We start from the raw sequence: 22765 nt of genomic DNA on the forward strand, positions 1-22765 counted from the left end.
ACCCTCGCCCGCGCCGGCACCACCCTCGGACTCGGCACGACCTGGACCAACACCGCCCTGGTCCGCCGCCTCCCGATCCTCAAGTAACCCCCACCGACTCCGGTGCCCACCCCCAGCCCCCTGGGGGTGGGCACCGGCATGTCCGCGACGACGTCCGCCCGCGTGCCGCCCGCGGTGCTCGCCGGTCAGTCCTGGCGACCGGCCTTGAGCCGGGCGGCGAGCGCGGCGGCCTGGGTGCGGCGCTGCATGTCGAGCTTGCTCAGCAGGTTGGACACGTAGTTCTTGACCGTCTTCTCCGCCAGGAACATCCGCTCGCCGATCTGACGGTTGGTCAGGCCCTCCCCGATCAGCTCCAGGATCTGCCGCTCCTGGTCCGACAGCGCGGCCAGCGGGTCCTTCTTCGTGGCCTGGTCGCGCAGCCGGTGCAGCATGGCGGCGGTGGTCTGCGGGTCCAGCAGCGACTGCCCTCCGGCCACCGTGCGCACCGCCCCGACCAGGTCCGAGCCGTGGATCTGCTTGAGCACGTATCCGGCCGCGCCGGCCATGACCGCGTTGAACAACGCCTCGTCGTCGGCGTAGGAGGTCAGCATCAGGCAGGCCAGGCCCGGCACCTTCGATCGGACCTCACGGCAGACGTCCACCCCGTCGCCGTCGGGCAGGCGCACGTCGAGCACCGCCACATCCGGCTTCAGTGCGGGAATGCGGGCCACGGCCGACTCGGCCGTCCCCGCCTCGCCCACCACCTCGATGTCGTCCTCGGCGTCCAGCAACGCCGCCACACCACGCCGTACGACCTCATGGTCGTCCACCAGGAACACCCGAATCATGCCCCCTACGCTAAGCCCTCCGATCGGCGTACGCACCGGGGCGGGACACTGCGATGAGCCCGCCTGTCCCCCGGGCAGGGACCACCGTGCTCACGCTGCCCGCGCCGTCGCCCGGGGGCCGGCTCGTGACCGCGTGCGCGGGCGGCGGCGTGTCCATCGCCATACCTCGTCGGCGCCCCACACCACGAGGGGGAAGGGCAGGAGGAGCACGAGCTGAACCGGGTCAGGCGGCGCCGTGCCGAAAACCGCACGGAACCGCGGCACGAGGACGACCACGGCGGCGAAGGCGACCTCGAACGCGATCCCCCACAGGAGCAGCCGGTTGCTGGTCACGCCGATGGCCCGCAGGGACGCCGAGTGGGTGCGTGCGGCGAAGGCGGTGCCGATCTGGCAGACCACGATGCCCAGGAAGGTCATGGTGGTCGCCTGCTGCCAGGTGTGGTGCAGCGCCGAGCCGGGTCCCGTGGCCGCGCCCGGATGCCAGCCGCCCAGCAGGAGCGTGCCGAAGAAGGCTCCCAGCACCAGAACCGCCGACACTCCGCCGAGCAGGCCCCAGGCACGGGCCAGCATGACGCCCTGGATCACCCCCTCGGATCGGCGCCGGGGCGGGCGCTCCATCAGGCCGGGTTCCGCGGGCTCGCGGCCCAAGGCGAGCGCGGGCAGCGTCTCGGTGCCCAGATCGATCGCGAGGAGCTGGAGCACCGTGAGCGGGAGCGGGACCCTGCCCCCGGACAACGCGAACACGAGGAACGGGATCACCTCGGGTGTGGCGTGGGCGAAGATGTAGCAGATGAACTTGCGTACGTTGTCGTAGACCCGCCGGCCCGCCTGCACGGCGTCGACGATCGTGGCGAAGTTGTCGTCGGTCAGCACCATGGTGGCCGCCTCGCGCGCGACGTCGGTCCCCGAGACCCCCATCGCGACGCCGATGTCGGCGCTGCGCAGGGCAGGGGCGTCGTTGACCCCGTCGCCCGTCATCGCCACGACATGGCCCTCGGCCCGCAGCGCGTCGGCGATGCGCAGCTTGGCCTCCGGCGAACTGCGCGAGAAGATCAGTTCGTTGCCCTTGCGGAGCAGGGCGTCCAGCTCGTCGTCGGTCATCGCGTCCAGCTCGGAGCCCGTCACCACCTGGGTGCGGTCGCGGGCGATGCCCACCTGCTTGGCGATCACCGCCGCGGTGAGCCCGTGGTCGCCCGTGACCACGATGAGCCGGATCCCCGCCGTGTGGCAGCGAGCGACGGCGCCGGGCACCTCGGGCCGGGGCGGGTCGAGCATGGCGACGACACCGAGGAAGACCAGCTCGGCTTCGGCCTGCTCACGCCGGGCAGGCAACGGCACGCCCGGGTCAAGGGGACGCCGGGCCACCGCGAGCAGGCGCAGCCCCCGGGACGCGTAGCCGTCGACCACCTCGGCGATCTCCTCACGATCCCGCTCCCCGATCGGCCGCGTCGCGCCGTCCGAGGTCATGATCATCGTGGTGCGCTCGAGGACCTCCTCCGGGGCGCCCTTGGCATGCACCCACGGCGTCCCGTCGACCATGTCGACCGTCGACATCATCCGCAGGGAGGGATCGAAGTGGAACTGCCGCCGCCGCTCGCCGTCGTGGCCGCTGTCCCCGAGTGAGACGCTCATCCGGAGAAGGGCGATCTCTGTCGGGTCCCCCGTCTCGGCCGGTTCGAGAGCGGCGTTGTTGCAGCGGGCAGCCGCTCCCGCCAGCGCTCGCAGCGGCGGTGAGGACGCGGGGCCGGGCCGATCTCCGCCGGCGTTCCGGATCGGGCCGGCGCTGGTCCAGATGTCGGTCACGCACATCCGGTTGAGCGTGAGCGTGCCGGTCTTGTCCGTACAGATCACCGTGGTGGAGCCGAGAGTCTCCACGGCGCTCAGCCGCTTGACGACCGCGCCGCCGCGGGTCAGCGCCCGCACTCCGACCGCCAGGGCGAGAGTGATGGTGGGCAGCAGGCCTTCGGGGACGTTCGCGACCAGCAGGCCGACGGCGAAGTTGAACGCGTCGGCCAACGGGAGGCGTGCCACCAGGGCGGCGACGGGCAGGACGACGGCGCCCGCCGTGACCGCGACGATCGCGATCAACCAGGCGACCCGCTTGACCTGCAGTTCGAGTGGCGACTCGTCCCTGCCGACACGCTGGGAGAGCGCGGCTATCCTGCCCAGCTCCGTGTGCATTCCGGTGGCGAACACCAGCGCCCGGGCCTGCCCACCGGTGCATGTCGTGCCGCTGAACAACAGGTCACGCGCCTGGAGCAGCGGACCGGCGCGGTCGTCGAAGGCGGCGGAACGGTATGCGGTCAACGACTCGCCGGTCAGCGTCGACAGGTCGATCTCGGCCGCGCCGTCCAGCATCCGGGCATCGGCCGACACCCGGTCTCCCTCCTCGACGACCAGCACGTCGCCCGGCACGAGTTCACCGGCGTCGATCACCTGGAGCCTGCCGTCCCTGACGACCTTGGCCCTGGCCGGCAGGTAGCGGGCCAACGTCTCCACGGCGTGCTCGGCCTGCTGCTCCTGGGCGAAGGCGAGGAGTGCGTTCAGGACGATCACCCCGACGATCGCGATGGCGAGCGGAGCCGTGTGCGCCACCATCGCCAGACCCGCCGCCGCCCACAGCAGCAACGCCAGGGGATGGGTGAACTGGCGGCCGAGCTCTTTGGCCCGGCCGCCCCGCGACTTCCGCACCAGCTGGTTCGGCCCGTACACGACAAGGCGGCGTGCGGCCTCCCTGGAGGACAACCCCGCGGGCCGCGTCCGCAGGTCGCGGAACAGCCGTGCGACGGGTTCGCGCGGATCCGACGGCCGGCCTTCGGTTTCCGTCATCGGCGACCATCCACAGAATCGACCTGGCTCGGCCTCGTCCGCCGACCACCACCGCGATCACCGGACGTCCGGCCCCGGGCCGCGGTTCGCTGTGATCAGACCTGTGCCCCGTGTTCGGCGCGATGCTCCACATGGGCGTCCGTGCCGGGGAAGATGAGGGTCTCGTGCTCCTCGTCCAGCCACCGCACGAAGTACGGCGGCGATCCGTCGCCGTGGTAGAGCGCTGTGATGATCCCGACCCGGCGAGGCCCGTCGAGGTGAAGGCTCTCGATGACCAGCCGATCTCCTACCGACGCTTTCATGGACGGTCTCCCCTCATCTGATCGGCCTTCCCATGGAACGTCACCGTCCGCGCTGTCAACGCTTGCCGGTCTCGCGCTTCACGCACAGGGCAGGAGGTCCCGCGGACGGGGGACCTCCGTACCGCTTGTGCTCGTCGCTTCGGGGCAGGGACCAGGGTCCCCGGCGAACAGGAAGGACGCCCCTTGGCGCGTGCCGGGCGGGGGAATGAGGCTGGACTCATGGCTGGAATCGTTGCCGAGGCATGTGACGTCCTCCTCCGCGATGGGGGTGTGGCGCACATCCGCCCCCTGCGACCGGCGGACCGGGACGCGCTGCACGCGCTGATCACCAGGTCCTCCCCGCGCTCGGCGTACCTGAGGTTCTTCACCGGCGGCACCGCCTCGGCCCATGCCTACATGGACCGGATCAGCGGCCCCGGCTACCCCGGGCACGCCCTGGTCGCTCTGCTCGGCGGCCTCATGGTCGGCGTCGCCGAGTACATCCCCGGCCCCGGCAGGCCGGAGGCCGAGGTGGGGATCCTGCTCGACGACCCGGTGCACGGCCTCGGGCTCGGCACGCTCTTGCTCGAACATCTCGCGCTGGATGCGGCGGACAGCGGCATCGAGGATCTGCTCGCCACCGTCCTGCCCGAGAACCGGGCGATGCTGCGCGTCCTGAACGATCTGGGCCTGCCCGTGCGGCAGCGGTACGCAGAGGGGCAGGTCGAGGTGCGCATCGCCACGCGACCCACCGAGAGCCTGGTGACCGAGATCGAGGCTCGGGCGCACGAGGCGGAGCGCAACTCCCTCGCCCACGTGTTCACCCCTCGCTCGGTGGCCGTCGTCGGGGCCAGTCGCGATCCGGCTCGCGTGGGGCATCGGGTGCTGCGCAACCTGTCCGAGGGAGGTTTCCCCGGGCCGATCTACCCGGTCAATCCCCGGGCGACCGAGGTATGCGGCCTGCCCGCCTACCCCGGCCTCGCCTCGCTGCCCGGGCCGGCCGAGCTGGCGGTGATCGCCGTCCCGGCCCCCAGCGTGCTCGGTGTCGCCCGCGAGTGCGCCCGTCACCGGGTGCGCGCCCTGGTCGTCCTCACCGCCGGCTTCGCCGAGGCAGGAGGCCGCGAGGCCGAACGGGAACTGCTGCACATCTGCCGCGAGGCCGGCATGCGGTTGATCGGGCCCAACTGCCTCGGCGTCGTGAACACCGCGGCCCGCCTGCATGCCGGCTTCCTGCCCGGACGCCCACCGGCGGGTCCGCTGGGACTGATGTCACAGTCGGGCGCGGTCGCCGCCGCCGTCATCGAGCGGGCCGGACGGCTCGGCCTCGGCGTCTCCTCCTTTGCCTCCGTCGGCAACAAAGCGGACGTCAGCGGCAACGACCTGCTCGAATACTGGGAAGACGACGCCGCTACACGCGTCATCGCCCTGTATCTCGAATCGTTCGGCAACCCGCGCAGGTTCGCGCGGATCGCCCGCAGGATCAGCGCTCGCAAACCGATCATCGTCGTGAAGAGCGGACGCAGCGCCTCGGGCAGCCGGGCCGTCCGCTCGCACACCGCCGCCGCCGCGACCCCCGACATCGCCGTCGACGCCCTGCTGCGCGCCTGTGGCGCGATCAGGGAGGACAGCGTCCAGGATCTGCTCGACACCGCCCGCCTGCTGGCCTCCCAGCCACTGCCGGGCGGCCCCCGGGTGGCGATCGTCGGCAACTCCGGCGGTCCGCAGGCGATGACCGCGGACGCCTGCGAGCGGCTCGGCCTGGTCGTACCCGACCTGTCCCACGCCACCGCGGAGGCGCTGCGTGCCCGGCTACGCCCGGCCGCGTCGGTCGGCAATCCCGTCGATCTCACCGCCGAGGCCGACGCCGCCGACTTCGCCTTCGCGATCGCGACCGTCCTGGCCGACCCGGGCACCGATGCCGTTCTGATCGTCTACACCCCGCCGTTCGGTTCGGGGCTTGAGGAGACCCGGGAAGCGATCGCGGCCGCCACCACGGGCGCGGCGAAGCCCGTGCTCGCCTGCCTGGCCGGGCATGACGGCCTGATCGACGGCCGGGTGCCCGCTTACGCCTTCCCGGAGCAGGCCGTGCACGCTCTCGCCAGGGCCGTCGGCCATGCCGCCTGGCGGGCCCGGCCGGCGGCCCCTGCCGAGGACGTCCCGGGCATCGACCTCACCGCGGTCCGGCGGATCGTCGCCGCGGACCTGGCCGCTCATCCCCAGGGACGCTGGCTGGACGAGCACACGGCGGCTCGCCTGCTGTCGGCCTACGGCGTCCGCGTCGCCGGATCCGTCGCCGTCGGCGACCCTGAGACAGCCGCCGAGGCCACCGCCCTCACCGGCCTGCCCGCCGTGCTCAAGGCGACCGGCCCCCGGCTCGTCCACAAATCCGACGTGGGCGGCGTCCGGCTCGGTCTGCGGACCCCCGAGCAGGTCCGGCAGGCCTACCGGGAGATGGCCGCCCGCCTCGGCCCCGCCATGCGGGGAGCGATCGTCCAGGCGATGGCTGCCGAGGGCATCGAGATGATCATCGGAGGCGTCGCGCATGAGACGCTCGGACCACTGATCATGGTAGGGCTCGGCGGGGTCACGACCGAGTTGCTCGCCGACCGCGCCTTCCGCGTTCCGCCGATCGACCGCGCCGAGGCCGGGCGGATGCTCGGCGAGCTGCGCTGCGCACCGCTCCTGCACGGGTATCGCGGCCGCCCGGCAGCCGACGTCCGCGCACTGGAGGATCAGATCGTCCGCGTCGGCCGCCTCATGGACGACCAGCCCGGCATCGCCGAACTCGACCTCAACCCCGTCATCGTGACGTCGGACGGCACGGTGGCCGTGGACGCGCGCGTACGACTCGCCCCCGCCCCGCCTCTCCCCTCCCCTTTCCGGCGCCGTCTCCGCTGACGGGGGCCACGAGTGTCGTTCGGAAACTCGCCGACCGGCGGTGGCGGCCGTCTTCTAGACAAGGCAGCATTCAACGATTTAGAACAAATGTAGACGGACCCTCTAGCCTTTCTTTCAGATAGATCGCGGGCGTTTCCCCTCGCGATTCACGCCGGAAGGAGAGGAACCATCATGCGCGTTGAGATGGAGATGTCAGCCGTCGACAGGTTCAGCGACCTGCTGGGCGCCATCAGCCAGCTGGAGGCCACCGAGCCGGGACGCACCGCCCTCGAGGCGCTCGCCAGCTACGAGTCCTGCGGCTGACCGAGCCGATCGAAATGGTGGAGCCGGGGTCTCGGCCCCGGCTCCACCGCACGGCACCACAGGCGAACGAGACCTCTGGATTTCCATGCGAAACGAGAGCGCCGACCCGGAACTGGACCTCCTGCAGAAGAAATACGAGCAAGCGCGTGACGTCCTACTGCGTAAATACACAATTCGGTCCCAGGCATTCGCGGCACTGTCCTACACATATTTCATCGAACTCGTCGGTCACGCGGCCGCGACGGGCAGCGAGCAGGCGTGGGAGAAGGCATGGTCCCAAAGAGACCTGTGCCAGAGGCAGCTGTGGGCCGGCCACCGCCCGGATGCGGCGTCGCATGTGAAGATCCTCGACCCTCTGCGCCCCCTGCTGCTCTTCCAGGAGACGGAGACCGTCCGTCTGCCGCGCGCTCTCGCGCCGACGGTGGTGCGGCTGACCCACGAGTCACACGGGGACATCCGGTTCGAGGAGCACTACCTGTACGTTCTCACGCCGGGGAACGACATCCTGGTCCATGCGGTCCCCGTCCCGATCCGGGACCTTTTCTTCCCCGAGCCCCGCGCGCACCGCAACGGCGTACGCCATCCGCAGTTGTCCCCCGGCGGAGCGCCGGTCGTGTCGGCGGGCGAGCTGTGCCTGTTCGGCGATGGTGGCGGTGTGGCCGCCGCCGTCTTCAACACCAGGTCCGGCCATTACCGCCCCCCGCCCGTGAGCGCGCTGAGGATGCTGGACGCCTGCCGGGAGACCTTCGGCCTGGACGCGGACCGGATCCTGCATCTCACCATGGGTCCAGCTCCCGAGGACGGCAGCCATGGCGGGTGACTCCACCTGGTGGCGGGCCGGCATGTTCACGTTCGAACACGAACTGCCTCTGCTCGTCAGCGCCGACGGCACGAGGCCCCTGCGGCACTGCGGAGGAAGGCTGCGCCGGGTGGGCGAGGACACCACGCTGTCCGTCTACTACGACTCGCCGGACAGGGACATGGAACGCCGCGGCGTCAAACTGAGCGTCTACGGGTATCCGTCGAATCCCGCTTTCGGGGTGAAGCTGCGTATGAAGGAGTGGCTGTCCTTCACCGACCGCGTACGACACAGCTTCTCGGTGACCGTGCCGCTCACCGCCGCCCTGGCCGGACTGGCGGTCGGCGGGCTCGCCCCGCTGCGGGGCCTGCAACCGGCGGCCGCCGCCCTACGGCACGTTCCCGGCCCGGTCGAGATCCTGCCGGTCGCGCACCTGCTCCAGGAGAGAACGCGGTACGTCTACCAGCACGAGGAGGATCAGGAGTACCTCAGCGTGAGCCTGGACGAGTGCATCTTCACCGGCTCGGGCGGCACGCTCACCGCCACCTTTCTGGAAATCTCCACCTATTCCTGGCCACTGTCCCGGCTCGACATCCTCGCCGCGACCGACGAGATGACCGCCGAGAACGAGGACCGGCTGGAAGTCACAGCGGCGGTGCCCTCAAAGTACGACCACTTCCGCCTCCTACAGGAGCAGAAAGCCTCATGACCGCATACCGGCCGTACCCGTTCTGGGGGGCGCAGGTCGTCAGCTGGACGGGGAGCAGCCTGCAGAGTGCCGTGCTTCCGCTGTGGCTCTATCAGCTCACCGGCTCCACCCGGTTGGCACTCGGCGGATTCGTCACCGACTGCCTGATCCGCGCCCTGGTGTCGCCTGTCGTGGGCGCCCTGGTCCGGACCCGCACTCCGTTCCGCGTCCTCCTGCTGGGCGACGCGATCGCCTTCCTGGCGACCGCGGCGCTCGCCGCCACGGTACGGGACGCCTCCCTCGTCGCCGCGGTCTATCCCCTGACCGCGGTGACGGCCCTGGCCATGCAGGCGAACCAGCTCGCGCTCCAGGCGCTTGTCCCGCGACTGGTCGAGCAGGGACGGCTCGCGGCGGTGAACGGGGCGATGCAGACCTGCCTGTCCGCGATCGCGATGGTGGCCCCTCCCCTGGCCGGCGTCCTCGGCGCCCTCGTCGACTGGCGCTACCTCATCCTGCTGAACGCGGTCTCGTTCCTGGTCTCCCTGCTGCTGAGCTACTGGGCCCTGTCCCAGCCCGCCACGCCTCCTCCGGCGGACGGCAGAACGGCGGCGGAGCACCCGCTGCGCACTGTTGTCAGGCACTGGCGGGAGTTCCGGTCCGGAGGCGCGGCGGAGTTCGTGTGCGCGGAGTCCCTGCTGTTCCTCTGCTTCGGAGCTTCCCAGGCGCTGTTCTACGGGGCGATCATCGAGGCGGGCCCGCGCGAGGGAGGCGTCTCCTTCGGTCTCCTGCTGCTGGGCTCGGGAGCGGGATCCGTCTGCGGTGGTCTCGCGCTGCGCAAACTGGGACCGGCCCCCCGACTGGTCATCGTCGTCGCCGGAGTCCTGTCTCTCGCCGGTCCCGCCCTGGTCGTGACCGGGCTCCACACCGTCATCGCCGTCGCCGCCGTGGGCACCGCCATGGTGGGGGCGTCGGGGAACCTGCTCATCGGAGGCGTCACGACCGCGGTGCAGCAGCGTGAGGACGCCGAGCGCCTCGCGGTGACGCTCGGGCTCCGCCGCGGCCTGTCGAGCCTGGCGCAGCTCGGCTGCTACCTCTGGACGATCGGAGTGGCCGCCGTTACCGGCTTCCAGGCCGTGTACCTGACAGCGGGCGCCGCCGCCTGCCTGGTCGCGCTGTTCTACTACCGTTCCGCCTCGCGTACGGGACGGGTGGCCGCCACTCTCGAGGAAGCCCTGTGAAGATCGAAGAGTTTCGTGAGGAGAACGGCGCGACCCTCGTGGTCGCGACCCTGCCCGGCGCGCTGAGCTTCTCGGCGTTCCTCGGCGTGCGCACCGGCTCCCGCGACGATCCCGCGGGCCGGGAGGGCATCGCCCACCTGCTCGAACACCTCGCGTTCAAGGGCACCGCCAGGCGCCCCACGTTCCGCGACGTGGCCGTCGAGCTGGACCGGGTGGGCGCGGAGTTCAACGCCTTCACCGGACGGGAGTGGCTCGCGTTCTACGTGCGCGGCGGGTCCGCCGCCGCCTCCACGGCCCTCGACGTCCTGGTGGACATGTACACCGGGTCTCTGGTGAGCGAGGAGACGGTCGCGCGCGAGAAGAAAGTGGTCATCGAGGAGCTCCGCCTCAACGAGAACGACGGCAGGCTCCGCGCCGACGACCTGATGCACCAGGCGATGTTCGCCGGCACCGGCCTGGCGAACCCCGTCGGCGGCACCGTCCAGGCAGTGGAGGCCGTCGACGCGGCCTCGGTCGTCGCGCACATGGCCCGGCACTTCACCGGGCCCGGCACCGTACTCGGTCTCGCGGGCGACGTCACCCCCGCATTGGTGCGCCAGGCGCGGCGACTGCTGCGTGCGGTCCCCGCCGCCGGAACGGCGGGAACGGCGGCCGCGCGGGAGCCCACCGGGCCGGCACGGGCCGGCGCGACCGCCCCGGCCGCGGCGATCCTGCCCATGGACGCCCCGCACGTCCATTACGTGCTCAGCTTTCCGGGCTGGGCGGCGACCGACGACAACAGGTACGCGGTCGGGCTGCTGCACACGATCCTGGGCGGCGGCATGCTCTCCCGCCTCTTCTGCGCGCTCCGGGAGGAGCGGGGGCTGTCCTACTACGTGGGCGCCGACCATGCCGCCTACCGCGACCGGGGCAGTTTCAACCTGCGGGCGGGAGTGCGGCCGGAACGTCTCGCGGAGGCGGTCGCCGTCACGGTGGAGCAGCTGACCGACATCCTGCACAAGGGCATCACCGCCCGGGAACTCGACAGGGCGATCTCGTACGCGCGGGGCCGGCTGGAACTGGGCCTCGGCGATCCACGCGGCGCGCTGCTGTTCCTCCTGCGCCGCGCCTGCACGGACGGCCGCTGGGAGGCCCCGGAAGAGGTCGTCGCGCGCACCCGCGCCGTGTCGGCCGACGCGGTGATGGAGGCACTCAGGGCATGCCTGAGCGCTCCCCCCGTCCTCTGCTGCGCGGGTCCCCTGGACCGGGCCGACGACGCCCTGGCGGAACTGTCGGCCCTCTGACCGCCCGGCTTCCGAGCCACCCCCGTCCCGACGGAGGCAGGGGCGCCTACTCCGGTGACCGCCCGTAGTAGGCGGCCCGCATCAGCGCCTGCATGTCCTCCAGCATCGGCATCCGGGGGTTGGCCGGCGCGCACTGGTCCTCGTACGCGTTGAGCGCCTGCTGCGGGAGCGCGTCCAGGAACGCCCGCTCGTCGACCCCCACGTCCCGGAAGGAGCGCTCGATCCCGACCGCGTCGCGCAGGCGCTCGATGGCCGCCGCGAGCGACTCGACCCCCTCGGCCGGCGTGGCCGCGGGCAGGCCCAGCGTCTGGGCGATCTCCTGGAACCGCTCCGGGGCGCGGTAGTCCTCATACTTGGGCCAGCCCGACAGCTTCGACGGGACGGTGCCGTTGTAGCGGATCACGTGCGGCAGCAGGATCGCGTTCGTGCGCCCGTGGGCCACGTGGAAGGTGGCGCCGAGCGTGTGGGACATGGCGTGCACGATCCCGAGGAAGGCGTTGCCGAAGGCCATGCCGGCGATCGTGCCGGCGTTGTGCATCTTCTCCCTGGCCTCCGGGTCGGCGGCGCCGCGGGTGACCGCGCGCTCCAGATACCGGAAGATGATCCTGATGGCGTGCAGGGCCGGGCCGTCGGTGAAGTCGTTGGCGTACACCGAGACGTACGACTCGATGGCGTGGGTGAGGGCGTCGAAGCCGCTGTCGGCGGTGACCACCCTGGGCAGATCGGCGGCGAGGACCGGGTCCACGATCGCGACGCTCGGGGTGAGCGCGTAGTCGGCCAGCGGATACTTCTTGCCCGTCGCGGTGTCGGTGATCACGGCGAACGGCGTGACCTCCGCGCCCGTGCCCGAGGTGGTCGGCACGCACACGAGGCGGGCGAGCTCGCCCAGCGCGGGGAACCGGAAGGCCCGCTTGCGGATGTCGAAGAACTTCTCCTTCATGTCCGCGAAGACGACCTCGGGGTGCTCGTAGCGCAGCCACATGACCTTGGCCGCGTCCATCACCGAGCCGCCGCCGAGGGCGACGATGGTGTCGGGCCGGAAGGCGCGCATGAGGTCGGCGCCCTTGTCGACGGTCGCCACGCTCGGCTCGGGCTCCACGTCGTCGATGATCTGCAGGGCCACCCGCTCGCCGCGCCGCCGCAGCACGTCGGTGACGCGGTCCACGTACCCCAGCCGGGTCATCACCGCGTCGGCCACGATCGTGACGCGGTGCACGTCCGGCATGTCCGCCAGGTAGCGGATGGCGTTCGGCTCGAAGTAGATCTTCGCCGGGACCTTGAACCACTGCAGGTTGTTGGTGCGCCGCCCGATCCGCTTGATGTTGATCAGGTTGACCGCGGAGACGTTGTTCGACACCGAGTTGTGCCCGTAGCTGCCGCAGCCCAGGGTCAGCGAGGGCAGGAACGCGTTGTACATGTCGCCGATGCCGCCCTGGGAGGCGGGGGCGTTCCAGATCACCCGCACCGCCTTGACCCTGACGCCGTACTTCTCGGCGAGGCCGGCGTCCTCGGTGTGGATGACGGCGCTGTGCCCGAGGCCGTCGAACTCGACCATGCGCTCGGCGAGGGTCAGGCCCTCCTCTCGGCTGCCGGCCCGCAGCACCGCGAGCACCGGGCACAGCTTCTCCCTGGTCAGCGGCTCGTTCGGACCGACCTCGTCCACCGGCACGAGGATCAGGGAGGTGTCCGGCGGCACGGCGAACCCGGCCTGCCCGGCGATCCAGTGCGGGGTCCGCCCGACGACGCCGGGGTTGAGCCTCGCCTCGGCGCAGGAGGCGCCGTGCGCCGTCACCCCGAACACGAACTCCTCCAGCTTCGCCTTCTCCTCCGGCGTCGCGACGTACGCGTGCAGCCGGGCGAACTCGGCCAGCGCCGCGTCGTAGATCTCCTCGTCGAGGATGACGGCCTGTTCCGAGGCGCAGATCATGCCGTTGTCGAACGTCTTGGACAGCACGACGTCGTGCACCGCCCGGCGCAGCTTGGCCGTCCGCTCGATGTAGGCGGGAACGTTGCCCGCACCCACGCCCAGCGCCGGCTTGCCCGCCGAGTACGCGGCCCTGACCATGGCGTTCCCGCCGGTGGCGAGGATGACCGACACTCCTTCGTGCCGCATCAGCGCGCCGGTCGCCTCCAGGGAGGGTTCCTCCACCCACTGGACGCAGTGCTCGGGGGCGCCGGCCGCGACGGCGGCGTCCCGGACGATCCTGGCCGCCTCGGCGCTGCAGCGCTGCGCCGCCGGGTGGAAGGCGAACACGATGGGGTTGCGGGTCTTCAGCGCCAGCAGCGCCTTGAAGATCGTGGTCGAGGTGGGGTTGGTGACGGGCGTGACGCCGCAGACCACTCCGACGGGATCGGCGATCTCGACGATGCCGTTGATCTCGTCGCGGGAGACGACGCCGACCGTCCTGAGCCCGGCCATGCTGTGGGTCACGTGCTCGCAGGCGAAGATGTTCTTGACCGCCTTGTCCTCGAACAGGCCGCGGCCGGTCTCCTCGACGGCCAGACGGGCGAGCGCGGCGTGCCGGTCCAGCGCGGCGACGGACGCCTTCTTGACGATGTGGTCGACCTGCTCCTGGGTGAAGGACTCGTACTCCGTCAGCGCCTTCAGCGCGCCGGTCACCAGCGTGTCGATCGCGGTGTGCACCTGGTCGGCCAGGGGGGCGGGCAGGGCGGCTCCGGTCGGGGAGTCGGACATCTGGATCACCTCGTGGGATCGGTCGGCCGGCTTGTCGTGTCACCTTCATCCTTCTGGGGACGACGCGCCCGGGCCGCCGCACAAGGACCCCGTCCCCGAGGACCAAGGTCATCGGTTTCCCCGCCGCGTGGACCCCGGCGGTGCGCCCGGCAAGGGTGATCGGTCCCCCGATCCGGCGACGGAAGTCCTCACCGGCACGGCCCCGAAAGGCCCTGTCGCCGGACCCGCACGGCCCGAAGACTGACACCGTGAACACGACATTCGAGTCCGAAGCTGTGGTGGTGGCGACGATCGGAAGGGTCCCCGCCGAGGCGGTCACCGAGGCGCGCGAGCGCGTCGCGGCGCTGGCGCGCTTCACGGACAGGCCGATCCTCGCGGCCCGGGTCACGCTGGCCTACTCGCCCGGGCCGGCTCCCCGGGACCGTTGCACCGCGCGGGCCGTGATCGACGTCAACGGCCGCCCGCTGCACGCGCACGCCGACGCGGCGACCCTGGACGGGGCCATCGCCGAGGTCCAGGACAGGCTCCGGACCGAGCTGGCACGGCTCCGGAAGCGAACCCGTTAGACCAGGCCGAGGGCCCGGCGCGCCCGCGCGGCGACGCCGGGCCCGGTGCGCTCGGTACGACAGCGAGCCCCCACAGAAGACCTCCATGAGGAAGGTGCGCCGTGATGTCTCCCCTCGCTACAGAACCCGCTTTCCAGCGGCTGCTCGCCGCCGCCGGACAGGCGCCCTCGGTGCTCAACACCCAGCCCTGGCGGCTCAAAGCGGTCCGGGGAGAGTTCGCCGAGTTGCTCGCCGACCCCGACCGGCGGCTGCGGGTCAGCGACCCGCGCGGGCGATCACTGCACGTCAGCTGCGGCGCCGCCCTGTTCGGCCTCCGGCTCGCCGTACGGACCGCCGGTCACCGGCCGGTGATCTGGCTGCTGCCGAACACCGGGGAGGAACCCCGGCTCCTGGCCGCCCTGCGCGTGTCGCCGTACGGGCCGGCCCCCTCGCGGACCCGCGAGCTCTACGAGTGCATCGGCCTGCGCCGGACCAACCGGGAGCCGTTCGCCGATCGGCGGATCCCCGAGCACGTGCTCGCCGACCTGCGCCAAGCGGCCTCCCGTGAGGGGGCCGGCCTGGTCGTGCTCGGCCGGTGCGCCTCGGCCGAACTGCTGGAGCACGTGGCCATCGCCGACGACGAGCTGTCCGAGAACGACGACTACCTGGCCGAGCTTCGGGCGTGGACGGCGAGCGGAAGGCTCCGCGACGGCCTTCCCTCCTCCGTGCAGGGGCCAGGCTGCGTCGACGACCCCGCACCGGTCCGGGACTTCGGCACGCACAGGGGGCGTGGGCCGGTCCACTTCGAGTCCCGCCCGCAGCTGGCGGTGCTCACCACCGCGGGCGACGGTCCCGTCGACTGGCTGCGCGCCGGCCAGGCTCTGCAACGCGTGCTGCTGACCGCCACCCTCCACGGAGTGTCGGCGTCGTTCCTCAACCAGCCGCTCGACCTCCGCGACATGCGCCGGCGCAGCGATCCCCACCACCGGCGCGGGCACATCCAGATGATCCTGCGGCTGGGATACGGCCCCGCGGTGCCCCGCGCGCCCCGCCGCGCCGCTGTGGAGCTGAAGGAGACCGCCGCCGCCTGACCGCGCCCGGCGGGGGCTCGCGGAGCGGCGCCGGCTGCGGCATCCTGTACGACGAGAGCGACGAAAGGGACCGGTCCATGCGGCGACCACGTGATGCCACCGTTCAACGGCGTCAGCCGTACCCGTTCCCGGGTGTGGCGCGCCGACCGGCACACGGAGGCGTTGCACCGCATGTCCCGCACCGACAAGACCAAGCCGTTCACCGTCCGGCTCTGGCACGGCGCCCTGGCCCGTCAGGCCTGTCACGACCACGGGGCCGAGCCCGGCTGTGACCTGCCCGCCACGCTCGCGGAGGATCTCGCCACTTCTCGTACGCGCTGCTTCTGGGAGTTCCGCTGGACCGGCGTCCGGTGCTGCTGCTGCGGCCTGTGCCGGGACCGGAGGGGGTACCGCCGGCTGCTGCGCGGCATCCGCACCGCCGACAGGGCGAGCCTGGCGGCGGCGACCAAGGCGTGGCGCTCGGGTGACGACACGGCCTACGACGACGTCGTTCCCGTCCTCCGCTACCGCGGCTGAGCCCCGGTAAGCCCCGGTAAGCCCCGGTAGCCCCGGGCCTGCCGCACGTTTCACCGCACGCCGGGCATGACACCCGGCGTGCGTCAGCGGACGAGGGCCACGCCGCCGAGCGCGCCGGCCTTCCCCTCCCGTACGCAGGGGTAGTCGGTGTCGGGCCGCCACTCGTGCAGCGGCACCACGCCGGGCTCGACCAGGTCGAGGCCGTCGAAGAACGCGAGAATCTGGTCGTGCGACCGGGAGGTGGTGCCGGGGACGGAGGTCCGGCTGAAGACCTTGCGGCCCTCCTCCTCCTGGTCCTCGCTCAGCTCGCCGAGGGAGCCGTGCGACACGACCAGGTAGCCGCCCGGCACGAGCGGGTCCCGGAGCGTTGTGACGATCTTCTTGGCCTCGTCGTCGTCCGGGACGAAGTGCAGGACGCCGAGCAGGAGGACGGCGAGCGGCTGGGAGAAGTCGATGTGCTCGCGGATCTCCGGATGCCGCAGCAACGCGTCGGGATCGCGCATGTCCGCCTCGACGGCGAGCACCCGATCGTTCTCGGCGAGGATGGCGCGCGCGTGGACGAGGACGATGGGGTCGTTGTCGACGTAGACGACCTTGGAATCCGGGGCGAGTTCCTGGGCGACCTGGTGGACGTTGCGCTGCGTCGGCAGTCCCGCGCCGACGTCGAGGAACTGCCGGATGCCCTGCCGGGACAAATAGGTGACGGCCCGGATCAGGAACTCGCGGTTCTCCCGGGCGATGTCGGGAAGGTTGGGCAGGATCTCGATGATCTTCTCCGCGGCCTCGCGGTCCGCCGCGAAGTTGTCCTTGCCGCCCAGGTAGTAGTCGTACATCCGGGCGACACTGGGCGTGAAGGGGTCGACCCCCGCCGGCGCCTTACGCTCGTCCACAACTCTCCCCTCGTCGCACATCAAGGATGGTACGGCCTTGATCACGATCGGGAGGGTGCGTCACCAGATTGTCATCGAACACCACAAACCGGGATAAAGGGGCTCCCACCCCGCCGACGTGCCACGCGGCAAGTTTCCGGATTTACGGACAGAACGTTACCGGTCTCAAGGGACGTCTCCCAGTCTTGACAGTGCCGATCGTCCCGCCTACGGTCACGACACAACACCGATGTAGACCCACAAAAAATGTTAGCGCTAACACCATGAGGAGCCCCCCACTCATGAGAGCGGTCCCCCTGTGCGCAGCTCACCCTCCACCCCCCGGCGGGAACGTTCCGCAACGGCTCACCCGCACCAACCGCGCCTTCCTCATGAACCCCCGCCTCATGGCCGCGTTGTGCGCGCTCCAGAGATGAGCCTCGCGCAGCGCCATCGATAGGACGTGCCGCACCGCGCCCACAGGCTGCGGGCCCTTCCTCCGCAGGCCCGTCACGCCGGCCGCATGCGGGACACGTCCTCCTCGCGGACCGGCGGTCCGCCCACTCGCCACCGCCGACCGTTCCCCCGGAATTCACGCCCACTCTCGTCAGGCGTTGCCTGACAACGCCCATCAGAGGAGCCTTCGTGCCCAGAAAGCGCCGATATGCGGCGATCGCTCCGGCGATCCCCCGGCGGTCGAGGACAGTCCCGCTCGCGACCGTCGGCGTGCTGCTCAGCGCCGTCCTCGTTCCCGCCGGCGGTGCGGCGAACGCCGCCACGACGTGGTCGCCGAAGCCGTCGTACACCTCGACCGACAAGGGCGACGGCACCTACACCGTGCCGATCACCAACGCCGACGTGCCCGACATCAGCGTGGAACGCGTCCCTGCCGCCGAGAACAAGGAGCACCGGGACGTCTACTACATGATCAGCACGACGATGCACCTGAGCCCCGGCGCGCCGATCATGAAGTCGTACGACCTCGTCAACTGGCAGATCGTCAACTATGTGTTCGACCGGGCGGACATCGGAGACGCGTTCTCGCTGCGCAACGGGCAGAACTCCTACGGCCAGGGCCAGTGGGCGTCGTCCCTGCGCTACCACGACGGCAAGTTCTACGCCGTCTTCAACACCAACAACCTCGGCGGCGCCTACCTCTACAGCACCGACGACGTCGAGAACGGCACGTGGAAGCGCACGCCACTCGGCCGCGGCCTGCACGACCCCTCGCTGTTCTTCGACGACGACGGCACGGCGTACATCTTCTACGGCTCGGGCGGCACGAGCGCCGTGCGCCTCAAGTCCGACATGTCGGGCATCGACAGGGACTTTCCGAACATCTTCACGGCGGGCGACTACGCCGGCAAGCCGTTCATCGGCGGCCTGTTCGAGGGCGCCCAGGTCTTCCACATCAACGGCTACTACTACGTGGTCATCATCACCTGGCCGTCGGGGCAGGGCCGCCAGGTCGTCATGTTCCGGTCCAAGGACCTGCTCGGGCGCTACACCTCGGCGGACGGCACGAACACCTACGAGGCGCGCGGGGTGCTCAACTCCAACGGCTTCGCCCAGGGCAGCCTCGTGCCGATCTCGCGCGAGAACGGCGGCACCGACTGGTACGGCATGTTCTTCCGCGACAACTTCCCGATCGGGCGCACTCCGGCGCTCACCCCCGCCACGTGGCAGGACGGCTGGCCGACCTTCGGCACCAACGGGGTCGTGCCGGTGGGCGGCGCGTTCCCCAAGCCGATCACGCTGAGCCCGGCGGAGGAGACGTTCGAGCAGCAGAAGAGCATCGTCGCCTCCGACGACTTCGCCAACGACGCCCCGCACAGGCCGTACATGGACGAGCGGTGGACGATCCCGCAGCCGCCCACCTACGACGACTCGCTCATCGGCGTCGAGCTGCTGCAGAACTCCGGGTTCGAGTCCGCCGAGGTCGCGCCGTGGGGCACGCAGTACGGCGCGACGATCAGCCGCGACACGACCGATCCGGCCGCGGGCTCGGCGGCGCTGAGGGTGAGCAACCGCACGCTCAACGGCTCCGGACCGAACCAGAGCCTGAACGGGAAGGTGCAGCGCGGTGTGACCTACACCGTGTCGGCGAAGATCAAGTACACCTCCGGCCCGAGCAGCATCCGGTTCAACCTCGTGGCCGACTGGGGCGCGGGCGTCCAGACGATGGCGTCGGGGAACGTTCCCGCCGGGCAGTGGACGACGGTCACCGGCCAGTACACGATCCCGGCGACGGCGAACGTGGACAACTTCAAATTCGCGGTGGAGACGCCGTGGGCCAACCCGCAGCCGGCGTCGTCGAGCGTGGAGTACCTGATCGACGACGTCTCGGTCGTCGGGCAGCCGGTGACGACCGAGAGCCCGGCCGAGGCGGAGATCGCCCCCAACGGGTCCCGCCTCGACCCGGTGTGGGAGTGGAACCACGCCCCGGACAACCGCTACTGGTCGCTCACCGACCGGGACGGATGGCTGCGGCTGACGACCGGCAAGGTGGTCACCGGCAAGTACGTCTACGGCAAGCTGTCCGGCCGGGACGAGCTGACCTGGTTCGAGGAGGCGCGCAACACGCTGTCGCAGCGTACGTTCGGGCCGCGGCAGTCCGTCGAGACCAAGATGGACATCTCCGCCATGAAGAACGGCGACGTCGCAGGCCTGGCCGCCTACAACCGCGGGTTCTCCTACGTCGCGGTCAAGCGCGTCGACGGGCAGAACACGCTCGGCGTCGTCAACCGGGGACAGCCGTTCGCGGTCGACATCGACCAGGCGGCGGTCGAGAGCTTCCTGCCGGGCACGACGGTGCCGCTGGGAGACGCGACCCAGGTCTACGTGAAGGCGGACCTCGACTTCGCCTCGCCGAGCGGGCAGCTGTGGACGACGTTCTACTACAGCCTGGACGGGCTGCAGTGGACCAAGCTGGGCGACCGCGTCGGCCCGCAGACGCTGGACGGCAGCCTCTCGCACTTCATGGGGCACCGCGTCGGCCTGTTCGACTACGCGACGAAGGAGAAGGGCGGCCACGTCGACTTCGACTACTACAAGCTGAGCGACACGCTGACCGCGCAGAACAAGCCGCTCGACACGGGCGCGCTCGACGCGGCCATCGCGTACGCGGGAACGCTCGACGAGCGGGACTACCCGGCCGAGGCATGGACGGCGATGCGGGCCGCGCTCGCCGAGGCCACCGCGGCCCGGGCCGGACGGTTCGGCAGCCAGAACCAGATCGACGCCCCCGAGCGGGCGCTCAGCTACCAGCTCGCCCGGCTCGGCACGCTCAAGCTCGCCTCCCCGCAGGTCGCGCTGACCGTGACGGCCTCGTCCCGCTGCGTCGGCGCCTCGGCGTACGTCGCCGTGACTGCCGTGAACAACGGTGAGGTGCCGGCGACGATCGAGCTGACCACTCCGTACGGCACCAAGACCGTGGCCGACGTGGCCCCGGGCAAGCAGGCCTACCAGTCCTTCAACACCCGCACCGCCCGGATCGACGCCGGCCAGGTCACCGTGACCGGCACCGCGACGATCGGCGGCAAGCAGGTCACCTCGACCTACGACGCCGCCTACCCCGCGGCCGGCTGCCGCTGACCGCATCGGCGGTGACCACGGTCCCCACGACGAGGACACCGCCATCTGAACAACCGGGGCCGGCCAGGCGGCCGGCCCCCCTGAGACGTCGTACGGATCGTCAGGGCGGGCGTCCGTGCCAAGGAAAAATCCGAGGTCAAGGAGGATATTAGGTGTTGAAGCGCGTTCGAAGGGCGGCCCGGCGCCGGGTCGCCGCCGCTGCCATGGCCGGCGCCCTGCTGGCCGCGGCGGTCGCCGCGACGGCGGGGCCGGTCCAGGCCGCCGGCCCGAACATCATCGTGAACGGCGGGTTCGAGGACGGCCTCACCAGCTGGTTCGTCAACAACGGAAACGCGACCGACGGCGCCACGCTGTCGGCCACGACGGACGCCTACGCCGGATCGAGCGCCGTGCTCGTCACCGCGAGGAAGACGACCGGCTCCGGCCCGATGCAGGACCTGTCCGGCAAGGTGCAGGCCGGCAAGACGTACGCGATCACGGCGCGGGTCAAGTACGAGAACCCGAACAGCCCGGCGACCAAGCAGTTCTTCGCCACCATGCACTACGGCGGCTCGACGTACACGAACGTCGGCACGGTGACCGTGGCGCGCGGGCAGTGGGGGCTCATCCAGGGCACGTTCACGATCCCCGCGAGCCAGAGTGTCGCGACCGCCAGGCTCTTCATCGAGACGCCCTGGACGTCGAATCCGGCGAGTGACCCGAACACTCACCTGATGGACTTCAAGGTCGACGACGTGTCCGTCTCCGAGTTCGTGCCGTCGACGACCATCGAGGCGCTCGGCAAGAACCCCGGCGAGGGCAACCCGCTCATCTCGCACAAGTTCGGCGCGGACGGCAACGCCTTCGTCCACGACGGCCGCGTGTACATCTACATGACCAACGACACGCAGGAGTACAAGCCGGGTCCCACCGGGGTCTCCTCCACCAACACCTATGCCGGCATCAACACGATCACGGTCATCTCGTCCGACGACCTCGTGAACTGGGTCGACCACGGTGAGATCCCCGTCGCGGGCCCGAACGGGATCGCCCGCTACGCGAACAACTCGTGGGCGCCCGCCATGGAGAGCAAGGTCGTCGACGGCAAGGAGAAGTTCTTCCTCTACTTCGCCAACAACGGCGGCGGCTCGGGCGTCATCGTCGGCGACTCGCCGGTCGGCCCGTGGCACGACGAGCGCGGCAACCTGCTCATCACGAGCGCGACGCCGGGCGCGTCCAACGGCATCAACTGGCTGTTCGACCCGGGCGTGTTCATCGACGACGACGGTCAGGCCTACCTTTACTTCGGCGGTGGCGGCGACGACGGGTCGCGCAGCGCCGAGAACACCAACCACCCGAAGTCCACCCGCGTGATCAGGCTCGGCGACGACATGATCAGCACGAAGGGCTCGGCGGAGGTCATCGACGCGCCGCTCGTGTTCGAGGCCGGCCACGTGTTCAAGCGCGAAGGCAAGTACTACTACTCGTACTCGTCGAACTTCGGGTTCGGCGGCCCGATCGACCCGAACGGCCCGCCCACCGGAGCGATCGCCTACCTCATGGCCGACAGCCCGATGGGCCCCTGGACGCCCGAGACGTACAAGGGCATCATCTTCCGCAACCCGGGCACCTACTTCGGCGCCGGCGGCAACAACCACCAGTCGGTGTTCAAGCTCGGTGACCAGTACTACTTCACCTACCACGCCCAGACGCTCAACAGCCGTATCACGGGCGGCGCCACCCAGGGCTTCCGCAGCCCGCACCTCGCCAGGCTCGACTTCAACCCGGACGGCACGATCAAGGAGGTGCGGGGCGACTACAAGGGCGTCGAGCAGATCCGCGACCTCGACCCGTACCGCGTGATCGAGGCCGAGACGATCGCCTGGCAGCAGGGCATCGCGACGAAGAAGGTCGACGGCGCCTCCGAGGAGTTCGGCGCGCAGGCTCCGAACCTCGTGGTGCACGACATCGACAACGGCGACTGGACCTCGCTCGCGAAGGTCGACTTCGGCCAGGGTGGCGCCGCCGGCGTCACCGCGAAGGTGCGCCCGCTCGCCGCCGGCGGCAGGATCGAGATTCGCCTGGACGCCCGTGACGCGCCCGTGGTCGCGACCATCCCCGTCGACGCGCCGCTCGGCGAGTGGACGAAGCTGACCGCCGCGCTCGACGGCGTCAAGGGCGTGCACGACGTGTACTTCACCTACGCCGGGCCCGAGGGCGCGGACCTCTTCGAGGTCGACTCCTGGTCCTTCGCCACCGCCCAGGAGCAGAAGGTCACGCTGACCGTGACGGCCGCGCCGCGCTGCATCGGCAGCTCGGTGTACCTCGCC

16 protein-coding genes are annotated in these 22765 nt (G+C 70.8%); 11 read left to right on the forward strand and 5 right to left on the reverse strand.

Features of this window, described 5'->3' with window-relative positions:
- Positions 1-185: 185 nt before the first annotated feature.
- The 3 genes from AAH991_RS38250 to AAH991_RS38260 form a co-directional block, all read right to left on the reverse strand.
- On the reverse strand, positions 186-827 hold the full coding sequence (locus tag AAH991_RS38250; RefSeq protein WP_169989169.1) for a response regulator transcription factor: 642 nt from the start codon (positions 825-827) through the stop codon (positions 186-188).
- Between the two features lie 90 nt (positions 828-917).
- A complete protein-coding gene (locus tag AAH991_RS38255; RefSeq protein ID WP_346230851.1) occupies positions 918-3656 on the reverse strand; it encodes a cation-translocating P-type ATPase in 2739 nt (912 codons plus the stop codon).
- 95 nt (positions 3657-3751) lie between these two features.
- Positions 3752-3958, reverse strand: coding sequence for a DUF1918 domain-containing protein (locus AAH991_RS38260; RefSeq protein ID WP_346230852.1), 207 nt, complete (start codon positions 3956-3958; stop codon positions 3752-3754).
- 219 nt (positions 3959-4177) lie between these two features.
- On the opposite strand from AAH991_RS38260, the gene AAH991_RS38265 reads away from it, so the two are divergent.
- From AAH991_RS38265 to AAH991_RS38290, 6 genes are all read left to right on the forward strand, one after another.
- A complete protein-coding gene (locus tag AAH991_RS38265) occupies positions 4178-6835 on the forward strand; it encodes a bifunctional acetate--CoA ligase family protein/GNAT family N-acetyltransferase (RefSeq protein WP_346230853.1) in 2658 nt (885 codons plus the stop codon).
- Positions 6836-7006: 171 nt separating this feature from the next.
- Positions 7007-7138 (forward strand): hypothetical protein, encoded by a 132-nt coding sequence (locus tag AAH991_RS38270; protein WP_346230854.1) that lies wholly within the window; start codon positions 7007-7009, stop codon positions 7136-7138.
- An 85-nt stretch (positions 7139-7223) separates the two neighbouring features.
- A complete protein-coding gene (locus AAH991_RS38275; RefSeq protein WP_346230855.1) occupies positions 7224-7958 on the forward strand; it encodes a hypothetical protein in 735 nt (244 codons plus the stop codon).
- The gene (locus tag AAH991_RS38280) at positions 7948-8646 is read left to right on the forward strand and encodes a CYTH domain-containing protein (RefSeq protein WP_346230856.1); all 699 of its coding nucleotides are present in this window, start codon (positions 7948-7950) and stop codon (positions 8644-8646) included. Before AAH991_RS38275 ends, AAH991_RS38280 begins: the two co-directional genes overlap by 11 nt.
- A complete protein-coding gene (locus AAH991_RS38285; protein WP_346230857.1) occupies positions 8643-9863 on the forward strand; it encodes an MFS transporter in 1221 nt (406 codons plus the stop codon). Before AAH991_RS38280 ends, AAH991_RS38285 begins: the two co-directional genes overlap by 4 nt.
- Complete coding sequence (locus AAH991_RS38290; protein WP_346230858.1) at positions 9860-11146, forward strand: M16 family metallopeptidase; 1287 nt, start codon at positions 9860-9862, stop codon at positions 11144-11146. Before AAH991_RS38285 ends, AAH991_RS38290 begins: the two co-directional genes overlap by 4 nt.
- Positions 11147-11192: 46 nt before the next feature.
- Here the strand turns inward: AAH991_RS38290 and adhE are convergent, their stop codons facing one another.
- On the reverse strand, positions 11193-13841 hold the full coding sequence (adhE, locus tag AAH991_RS38295; protein WP_346230859.1) for a bifunctional acetaldehyde-CoA/alcohol dehydrogenase: 2649 nt from the start codon (positions 13839-13841) through the stop codon (positions 11193-11195).
- Positions 13842-14089: 248 nt separating this feature from the next.
- Here adhE and AAH991_RS38300 point away from each other — a divergent pair, with 248 nt between their 5' ends.
- The 3 genes from AAH991_RS38300 (at position 14090) to AAH991_RS38310 (ending at position 15993) form a co-directional block, all read left to right on the forward strand.
- Positions 14090-14407: an HPF/RaiA family ribosome-associated protein gene (locus AAH991_RS38300; protein WP_346230860.1), complete on the forward strand. Its 318-nt coding sequence runs from the start codon at positions 14090-14092 to the stop codon at positions 14405-14407.
- Between the two features lie 104 nt (positions 14408-14511).
- Positions 14512-15477 carry an Acg family FMN-binding oxidoreductase gene (locus AAH991_RS38305; RefSeq protein WP_346230861.1) on the forward strand — a complete coding sequence of 322 codons (966 nt, stop codon included), beginning with the start codon at positions 14512-14514 and terminating at the stop codon, positions 15475-15477.
- Between the two features lie 93 nt (positions 15478-15570).
- Positions 15571-15993, forward strand: a complete 423-nt coding sequence (locus AAH991_RS38310; RefSeq protein WP_346230862.1) for a hypothetical protein — start codon at positions 15571-15573, stop codon at positions 15991-15993.
- Positions 15994-16076: 83 nt separating this feature from the next.
- On the opposite strand, the gene AAH991_RS38315 is transcribed toward AAH991_RS38310, so the two are convergent.
- Positions 16077-16883, reverse strand: coding sequence for an SAM-dependent methyltransferase (locus tag AAH991_RS38315; protein ID WP_346230863.1), 807 nt, complete (start codon positions 16881-16883; stop codon positions 16077-16079).
- A 624-nt stretch (positions 16884-17507) separates the two neighbouring features.
- Here AAH991_RS38315 and AAH991_RS38320 point away from each other — a divergent pair.
- Complete coding sequence (locus AAH991_RS38320; protein ID WP_346230864.1) at positions 17508-20456, forward strand: family 43 glycosylhydrolase; 2949 nt, start codon at positions 17508-17510, stop codon at positions 20454-20456.
- Between the two features lie 152 nt (positions 20457-20608).
- Positions 20609-22765: family 43 glycosylhydrolase (locus tag AAH991_RS38325; RefSeq protein ID WP_346230865.1), on the forward strand; the 2157-nt coding region annotated here is incomplete at its 3' end.

This window comes from Microbispora sp. ZYX-F-249 (genome assembly GCF_039649665.1).
Lineage (GTDB): Bacteria > Actinomycetota > Actinomycetes > Streptosporangiales > Streptosporangiaceae > Microbispora > Microbispora maris.

Excerpts from the sequence above, each read along its gene's own strand:
- AAH991_RS38250 (WP_169989169.1), bottom strand. The coding sequence starts at position 827 with ATGATTCGGGTGTTCCTGGTGGACGACCATGAGGTCGTACGGCGTGGT.
- AAH991_RS38255 (WP_346230851.1), bottom strand. The coding sequence starts at position 3,656 with ATGACGGAAACCGAAGGCCGGCCGTCGGATCCGCGCGAACCCGTCGCA.
- AAH991_RS38260 (WP_346230852.1), bottom strand. The coding sequence starts at position 3,958 with ATGAAAGCGTCGGTAGGAGATCGGCTGGTCATCGAGAGCCTTCACCTC.
- AAH991_RS38265 (WP_346230853.1), top strand. The coding sequence starts at position 4,178 with ATGGCTGGAATCGTTGCCGAGGCATGTGACGTCCTCCTCCGCGATGGG.
- AAH991_RS38270 (WP_346230854.1), top strand. The coding sequence starts at position 7,007 with ATGCGCGTTGAGATGGAGATGTCAGCCGTCGACAGGTTCAGCGACCTG.
- AAH991_RS38275 (WP_346230855.1), top strand. The coding sequence starts at position 7,224 with ATGCGAAACGAGAGCGCCGACCCGGAACTGGACCTCCTGCAGAAGAAA.
- AAH991_RS38280 (WP_346230856.1), top strand. The coding sequence starts at position 7,948 with ATGGCGGGTGACTCCACCTGGTGGCGGGCCGGCATGTTCACGTTCGAA.
- AAH991_RS38285 (WP_346230857.1), top strand. The coding sequence starts at position 8,643 with ATGACCGCATACCGGCCGTACCCGTTCTGGGGGGCGCAGGTCGTCAGC.
- adhE (WP_346230859.1), bottom strand. The coding sequence starts at position 13,841 with ATGTCCGACTCCCCGACCGGAGCCGCCCTGCCCGCCCCCCTGGCCGAC.
- AAH991_RS38305 (WP_346230861.1), top strand. The coding sequence starts at position 14,512 with ATGTCTCCCCTCGCTACAGAACCCGCTTTCCAGCGGCTGCTCGCCGCC.
- AAH991_RS38310 (WP_346230862.1), top strand. The coding sequence starts at position 15,571 with ATGCCACCGTTCAACGGCGTCAGCCGTACCCGTTCCCGGGTGTGGCGC.